This is a genomic window from Actinophytocola sp. KF-1 (assembly GCF_054661535.1).
Genome location: NZ_BAAFVK010000003.1, coordinates 105411 through 113215, shown reverse-complemented (window position 1 = coordinate 113215; position 7805 = coordinate 105411). Strand labels below are relative to the sequence as shown.

Annotated in this window: 8 protein-coding genes; all 8 read left to right on the top strand. The window is 74.3% G+C overall.

Annotated features, from left to right (window positions below; translation table 11 throughout):
• The first annotated feature begins 150 nt into the window (after positions 1–150).
• The 8 genes from ACYQ77_RS10610 (at position 151) to ACYQ77_RS10575 (ending at position 7805) form a co-directional block, all read left to right on the top strand.
• Positions 151–1608, top strand: coding sequence for an aminotransferase-like domain-containing protein (locus tag ACYQ77_RS10610; protein ID WP_459709895.1), 1458 nt, complete (start codon positions 151–153; stop codon positions 1606–1608).
• 400 nt (positions 1609–2008) lie between these two features.
• Entirely contained in the window at positions 2009–3430 is a 1422-nt protein-coding gene (locus ACYQ77_RS10605) for an AMP-binding protein (RefSeq protein ID WP_459710754.1), read from the top strand.
• Complete coding sequence (locus ACYQ77_RS10600; RefSeq protein WP_459709894.1) at positions 3427–3684, top strand: phosphopantetheine-binding protein; 258 nt, start codon at positions 3427–3429, stop codon at positions 3682–3684. Before ACYQ77_RS10605 ends, ACYQ77_RS10600 begins: the two co-directional genes overlap by 4 nt.
• Positions 3685–3687: 3 nt before the next feature.
• The gene (locus ACYQ77_RS10595; RefSeq protein ID WP_459709892.1) at positions 3688–4701 is read left to right on the top strand and encodes a hypothetical protein; all 1014 of its coding nucleotides are present in this window, start codon (positions 3688–3690) and stop codon (positions 4699–4701) included.
• Positions 4694–5542, top strand: a complete 849-nt coding sequence (gene trpA, locus ACYQ77_RS10590; RefSeq protein ID WP_459709890.1) for a tryptophan synthase subunit alpha — start codon at positions 4694–4696, stop codon at positions 5540–5542. Before ACYQ77_RS10595 ends, trpA begins: the two co-directional genes overlap by 8 nt.
• Positions 5539–5913 (top strand): ectoine synthase, encoded by a 375-nt coding sequence (locus ACYQ77_RS10585; RefSeq protein ID WP_459709889.1) that lies wholly within the window; start codon positions 5539–5541, stop codon positions 5911–5913. The genes trpA and ACYQ77_RS10585 overlap by 4 nt, the downstream gene beginning before the upstream one ends.
• 12 nt (positions 5914–5925) lie before the next feature.
• Positions 5926–7101 carry an acyl-CoA dehydrogenase family protein gene (locus ACYQ77_RS10580; protein ID WP_459709887.1) on the top strand — a complete coding sequence of 392 codons (1176 nt, stop codon included), beginning with the start codon at positions 5926–5928 and terminating at the stop codon, positions 7099–7101.
• Complete coding sequence (locus ACYQ77_RS10575; protein WP_459709886.1) at positions 7098–7805, top strand: transglutaminase-like domain-containing protein; 708 nt, start codon at positions 7098–7100, stop codon at positions 7803–7805. Before ACYQ77_RS10580 ends, ACYQ77_RS10575 begins: the two co-directional genes overlap by 4 nt.

The window sequence follows — 7805 nt, the reverse complement described above, 5'->3', positions numbered from 1 at the left end:
CCCGCATCGGTTGACCGGTCCCGCCCAGCCTGTTCGTTTCCGGCGGGCCGATCCCGTGCCATTCGCGGCGGAATTGGACCGTTTTCGGCGGTCCCCGGAAATGTGGACCGTGTTAGGCTCCGTGCGATTCGACAATTCGGGAGGGGGCACATGGACCATTTGGCCGAAGCCGCTGACCTGACCGATTTACTCGGTGACTGGACCGCCGCGAAGGGACCGCTCTACCGCAAGCTCGCGGCCGCGCTGGCCGCGGCGATCCGGTGCGGCGACCTGCCCGACGGACGGCGGCTGCCCTCCGAGCGCGACCTCGCCAAGCTGCTCACGGTCAGCCGCGCCACCGTGGTCGCCGCCTACGACGAGCTGCGCGGCACCGGCCTCGTCGACAGCGTGCGGGGCAGCGGCACCCGGGTCACCTCCGGTCCCCGCACGCCGGGCGGCGCGGACGGCCGGGTGCCCGGCGGCCGGGCGACGTCGATCTTCCAGCGCCTGGTCGACGGGCCGGGCGAGGTCATCTCGCTGGCGTTCGCGGTCGAACCGGCCGCGCCGGAGCTGGGCGACGCCATCTGGGACCTCCGCCACGACGACCTCGACGAGCTGATGGCCGACACCGGCTACCACCCGCGTGGCCTGCCCGCGCTGCGCCGCGCGATCGCCGACCACCACACCGAGGCGCACCTGCCCACGGTCCCCGACCAGGTCCTCGTCACCACCGGCGCCCAGCAGGCCGTCGGTCTCGTCGCGCAGATGTACCTGCGGCCCGGCGCCACCGCGGTCGTGGAACAGCCGAGCTGGCCGGGGTGCCTCGACGTGCTCCGCGCGGCGGGCGCGCGGCTCGCCGGCGTGCCGCTCGACGAGGACGGCGTCCGGCCTGACGAGCTGGCCAGGGCGTTCGCCGAGCACCGGCCCGCGCTCGCCTACCTCACCCCGACCTTCCACAACCCGACCGGCACCCTCATGTCCGACGGGCGGCGCAGGCGGGTCGCGGAGCTCGCGGCCCGGTCCGGCGTCCCCGTGCTCGAGGACAACGCCTACCCCGGCTTCGCCGCGCTGTCCGGCAAGCACCTGCCGCCGCCGGTGGCCGCGTACTCGCAGGGCGACGCGGAGATCCTCACCGTCGGCTCGCTCGCCAAGGCGGTGTGGGCCGGGCTGCGGATCGGCTGGGTGCGCGGCCCGGCCGCGACGATCGAGCGGCTCGCCAGGTACAAGGCGCGAGCCGACCTCGGCGGGCCGGTGCTCGACCAGGTGCTGGCGGCGCGGCTCTTGCCCAAGATCGCCGACATCGCGGGCGCGCGCACGGCGGCGCTGCTGGCCCGGCGCGACCACCTGGCCGCCCTCCTCGCCGGCCGGCTGCCGACCTGGCGCTGGCGGGCGCCGGACGGCGGCACCGCGCTGTGGGTCCGCCTGCCCGGCGTCGACGCCCGGATCTTCGCCCAGGTCGCGCTGCGGCACGGGGTCGAGGTGGTGCCGGGGTCGGCCACCGACCCGGCGGGCGGCCACGACGACCACATCAGGCTGCCGTTCACGCTGCCGACCGAGGTCAGCACCGCGCTCGTGGAGCGCCTGGCGGCGGCCTGGGCGGAGTTCACCCGCCACACCACCGCGCGCTAGCGCGGGCCGGTCTCGCCCCTTCTCCCTGGACACGGCCTCCTCGGGTGTCCCCGGGGGTCGCATGACAGACGACCACGTGGGTGACGACCGTGAGAACCACGTGTATTGCCTCCGCAGCACGTCAGCGTCGGCGCCGCGCGGGCGACGGGTGACCGGACCGGTCCCCACGATCACCTTCGGGCACGACCCGCGCACCGACCGTGCCCACCCGCGCACGCCCGCCCGGCGATCGTCCACGTAGTACCGGCGGGAATGGGATGTCAGGTGTTTTCCACCCATGTGCGGCCCGGGGCCGCGCTGCGATTCTGTTCGAGTAATTCGCCGTCGGGGTGTATTTCAGTCGAATTGCGCGTTGGCTGAATTGTCTTTGTCGACGTTCTGGAGAACAGCCGTGGAAGAAATGCTCGCGGCACGCGTGCGTGCCCAGGTGCGTGCCCGGCCCGACGACGTCGCGCTCGTGTGGCGCGGCGAGGAGGTCGGGTACGGCGAACTGGGGCGGCGCGCCGACGAGCTGGCGGGCGGGCTGTCCGGGCTCGGGTTCGCCCCGGGGGTCCCGGTCGCGGTGCGGGCGGACAAGTCACCCACGACCGTCGCGCTGCTGCTGGCGCTGCTCGACACCGGCAGGCCGTTCCTCCTGCTCGCCCCGGACCTCCCGGCGACCACGACCGCGACCCTGGTGGCGCGGGCCGGTTGTGGCGCGCTCCTCTCCCCCGCCCCCGAGGCGGTCACCCCCGGCGGCACGGCGGCCCCGCTGCCCGCCGGCACCGCGATGCTGCTCACCACGTCCGGCTCCACAGGGCTGCCGAAGATCGTGCCGCTGCCCGGCGACGGGATCGGCCGGTTCACGCGCTGGGCGGCGGACCGGTTCGGGCTCGGTCCCGGCCGGACGGTGCTCAACTACGCGCCGCTGAACTTCGACCTGTGCCTGCTCGACGTGTGGGCCACGCTCGCCGCGGGCGGCCGGGTCGTGCTGGTCGACCCGGACCGCGCCACCCGGCCCGCGTACCTCGCCGGCCTGCTGCGGGACCACGGCGTGCACGTGGTGCAGGCGGTGCCGATGGTCTACCAGCTGCTCACCGCGCAGCCCGCCACGTTCCCCGCCGTCGAGCACGTGATCTCCACCGGGGACGTGCTGCCCGAGTGGTGCCTGTCCGAACTGCCGCGCCTCTTCCCCTCGGCGCGGCGCTACAACCTGTACGGCTGCACCGAGACCAACGACAGCTTCCTCCACGAGCTCGACGAGCGGACGCCGACACCCGTGCCGCTCGGCACACCGATCGACGGCGTCCGCTCGGTGCTCGTCGCGGACGGCGCCGTGCTGACCGGGCCGGGGGTCGGCGAGCTGTACGTCAGCACGCCGTTCCAGGCGCCGGGCTACCTCGACGCGGCCGCGACCGCCGCCGCGTTCGGGCCCTGCCCCGACGGCACCGGCCAGCACCGGTACTTCCGCTCCGGCGACCTCGTGCGCCGCCACCCCGACGGCACGCTGACGCTCGAGGGACGCACCGACTTCCAGGTCAAGGTGCGGGGCGTCCGCGTGAACCCCCTGACCGTCGAACAGGTCCTGCTCGCGCACCCGGCCGTGACCGCCGCGGTCGTCGTGGCCCTGCCGGACCCGGTGGCCGGGCACGAACTGCACGCGGTCGTCAGCCACGACGGCTCGCTGAACACCCTCGTCGTGCGCGGGCACTGCGCGGGCCTGCTGCCGCGCGCGGCCATCCCGTCGGTGATCCACCTCGCCGACACCCCGCTGCCGAGGACCTCGACCGGCAAACCCGACCGGGCCCGGATCACCAGCACCTACCTCGAGAGGACGAGATGAACCACATCCCGACCGTCACCAGGTTCGTCATCGACGAGTTCCTGCCCGACGTCCCGGCGGCCGAGCTCGGTCCCGACTACGACCTGGTCGAGGGCGGCGTGATCGACAGCCTCGGCCTGCTCCGGCTGATGGCGTGGCTCGCCGAGCGGTTCGACCTGCCCGTCGAGGACATGGAGCTGGACCCGGACGCCTTCCGGTCGGTCGGCTCGATCGCCGCGTTCATCACCCAGGCCGCGCCCGCGTCGGCGGGCTGACCCGTGGCCGATCTGCTCGCCACCCTGGTGCGCCGGGACGAACCGGTCGGCCGGGCCGCGTGGCGGTCGTTCCTCGACCGCGTCACCGCCCGGCGGCTGCGGCCCGGTGAGGCGGCCGCGGTGCTCGCGTCGCTGTCCACGGCGCTGCCGGACACCGCCACCCTCGGCGCGTTCGCCGGCTGCCTCGTCGAACGGCGGGTCGCGACCTCCCGGCTGCCCGGCGTGGTGAACGTCGTCGGCACCGGCGGTGGGCCGCCCACGTTCAACGTGTCCACCGCGGCGGCGTTCGTGGCCGCGGCGATGGGGGTGCCGGTGGTCAAGACCGGTTCCCGCGCCTACACCAGCAGGACCGGCTCGTTCGACCTGCTCGACCGGCTCGGCGTCGCCAGGACCGGGAGCCACGCCGAGACCGCCGACCACCTCGGCAGGCACGGCATCGCCTTCGCGGGCGAGTACGTCTACCCGGCTGCCGTCGCGGAGCTGGCGCACGCGATCGCCCCGCTGTCCCTGCGTGCGGTCGGCGGGATCGTCAACCTCGTCGGCCCGTTCCTCGCCGACACCGCGGCGAGCGCACAGCTGACCGGCGTGAGCGCGCCCGCGGCGCTGCCCGCGCTGCGCCACCTGGCGACGGAGGCCCGTGACCGGCGGGTGTGGTTGTGCCACAACGACCTCGGCGCCGACGAGCTGCTGAGCTTCACCGACAACACCGTGTGCCCCAACGACGGCCCCGGCTTCACGGTGGCCGGCAACGACGACGGGCAGCTCGCCGACCTGCGGCCCGCCGACGGTGACGTCGTCGACCGGTTCCTCGCCGTGCTGTCCGGGCGGGCGCCGGCGGTGGCCGTGCGGACGGTCTGCCTCAACGCCGCCGCCCTCGGCGTGCTCGGCGGCCGGTACCCCGATCTCGTCGCCGCGCGCGGCGACGCCGAGGCGGCCGTCCGCACCGGTGCCGCGGCGGACCTGCTGGCGCGGCTGCGTGCCCCTCGGCGGAGCGGTCTGCGGGCAGCCCATGTCTGACCACGGCACCGGCTTCTTCACCGGCGTGCCCGCGGGCGGGATCGGGCTCGCGGTGTTCCTCAACGCGGGTGACCCGCCGCTGCCCGCGCTGCCCGAGCTCGTCGCCGCGCTCGACGAGTCCGGTGTGGACTGCCTGGAACTGGCCGTGCCGTTCCCGGACTCCGTCACCGACGGCCCGGTGGTCCGGCGGTCCGCGCGGCGTGCGCTCGACGCGGGCACCACGCTCCCGGACGTGCTCGCCTGTGTCGGCCGGATCCGGGCGGCCCGGCCGCGGCTGCGCATCGCGTTGCTGGCGGACTGGGCGCACACCGTCCGGCCCGCGGGCCACGCCGAGTTCCTGCGCAGGACGGCCGACTGCGGTGCGGACGCCCTGCTGGTGCACGGGCTGCCCCCGCTGCTGCGCGCGGGCCACCACCGGCTTGCCCACGACCTCGGCGTCCCGCTGGTGACCACCTGCTACCCGACCTCGCCGCGGGCGACCACCGCCGAGTCGGCACGCAACGCCACCGCCTACCTGTACCTCGTCGCGCACCGGGGCCGCACCGGCACCACCGCGCCCGGCGGTTTCGGCCACCTCGCCGAGGTGCTGCGCACGCTGCGCGCGACGACACGTGCCCCGGTCGCCGTCGGGTTCGGGGTGCGCGACCACACCGACGTCGCCGCACTGGCCGACCTCGGGGCGGACGCCGCGGTCGTCGGCAGCGCCGCGGTCGCCGTCGTCGAGCACGCGCTCGGCACCGGCCGCGACGTCGCCGGCGACCTCACCGCCTTCACCACCGCCCTGCGGCCACGGCAGGGCGCCACACCACGTGAGCACCACGCAGAAAGGGAACCAGCATGATCGTGCGAAGACTGGCCGAGGTGACCACGGTGGACTGGGGCAACGGCCTCAGCCGCCGGTTCCTGCTCGAGTCGGACGGCATGGGGTACACCGTCACCGACACCACCGTGCGGGCGGGCACCAAGTCCCGGTTGGAGTACCGGCGGCACCTCGAGGCGTGCTACTGCATCGAGGGCCGGGGCGAGGTGGTCGACGTCGCGGGCCGCGCGCACCCGATCGAGCCGGGCACGTTCTACGCGCTCGACGACCACGACGCGCACTTCCTCATCGCGGCGCCCGACTGCGACCTGCGGCTGGTGTGCGTGTTCACCCCGGCACTGCGCGGGCACGAGAGCCACAAACTGGACCAGGCGGAGTTCTCGCACTACTGACCCGAACGGGGCGTGACCGCCGTGATCAAGTGGACCGAACGGCAGCGGGAGCTGCGGGCCGGGCTGTCGGACTGGTGCCGGGCCATCAACGCCGGGCAGCACCGCGCCGACGAGGACACCGGGTTCTCCTGGGAGAACTGGAAACTCGTCCAGGAGTGCGGCGTCCTGCGGCTCCCCTTCGCCGAGGAATGGGGCGGGCTCGGCCAGGACCTGCTGACGACGATGTACGTGCTGGAGGGGCTCGGCAACGACTGCCGCGACGGCGGGCTCTGCTTCTCGGTCACCACCGCCATGGTGAGCACCGGGATCCCGGTGCAGCGCTTCGGTTCCGGCGCGCAGCGGCGGACGTGGCTGCCCGGCGTGTGCGCGGGCGACGTGGTCGGCGCGCACGCCATCACCGAACCGGACGGCGGTTCCGACGCGCTGACCATGCGCACCAGGGCCGTCCGCGACGGCGACCACTGGGTGCTGACCGGGGGCAAGGCCTTCGTCAGCAACGGCCCGGTCGCGGATCTCTTCGTGGTCTACGCCAGGACCCGGCCGGCGGGCGGGCCGCTGGGCACCACCGCCTTCCTCGTCGAGCGGGACACACCGGGCCTCGCGCTCGGGCAGCCCGTGGCGAAGATGGGCCTGCGCTCGTCGCCGCTGTGCGAGCTGTTCCTGGACGGCGCCCGGGTGCCGGCCACGAACGTGCTCGGGCGTCCCGGCGGCGGGTTCCTGGTGCTCGACCACGTGATGAAGTGGGAGATCCTCTGCTCCTTCGCCGTCAGCCTCGGCGAGATGCAGCACCGGCTGGACCAGTGCGTGCGCTACGCACGCGAGCGGGTCCAGTCCGGTGTGCCCATCGGGACGCACCAGGCGGTGTCCCACCGCATCGCCGACATGAAGATCGGTGTCGAGACGACCAGGAAGTGGTTGTACGACACCGCGTCCCGCTTCGCGGCGGGCGAGAACGTCACGACCGACCTCGCCATCACCAAGATCGTCGCGAGCGAGCAGAACCTCGCCACCGCGCTCGCCGCGGTGCAGATCCACGGCGGCTACGGCTACCTCACCGAGTACGGCGTCGAGGCGAGCCTGCGCGACGCGGTGGCCGGCACCGTCTACTCGGGAACGTCGGAGATCCAGCGCAACCGGGTCGCGGCCATGCTCGGCCTGCCACGCGGTGGAGAGGAGCACCGCCCGTGACACCGCCGACCGAGGAGGGGCCGACGCTCACCGCGACGGAGTTCCTCGACCACGACGACGCCCGGGTGCGTGCGTTCGCCGACCGCGTCGCGCCGCCGGACGGCACACCCGCCGACCGTGCCGTCGCGCTCTACCGCGCGGTCCGCGACGGCGTGCGCTACGAGGTGTACGGCGCGGACCTGTCGCGGACGGGCCTCGCGGCGAGCGCGGTCCTGCGCCGCGGTGCAGGGATGTGCCTGCACAAGTCGGTGCTGTACGCGGCGGCACTGCGCGCGGCGGGGATCCCCAGCCGTCTCGTCCTCACCGACGTCCGCAACCACCTCGCCTCCGACCGCCTGCGCGCGCTCGTCGGCGGTGACGTCTTCCGCTACCACTGCCTGACCGCCGTGCACCTCGGCGGCCGGTGGCTGAAGGCGACGCCGGTGTTCAACAAGCTGCTGTGCCGCCTGTACCGCATGGACCCGCTCGACTTCGACGGCACCGAGGACAGCATGTACCACCCGTTCGACCGCGACGGGCGGCGGCACATGGAGTTCCTGCGGTTCCACGGCGAGTTCGACGACCTCCCCTACGACGAGGTCGTCGCCGGGCTGCGGGCCGCGCACCCCGCCATGTTCGCCGACCGCGACACCGTCGTCGCGGGCTCGCTCGTCGCCGACGCCGCCCGGCGCCCCCTCAGCCCTCCCGAATCCATTGGAGTGTGA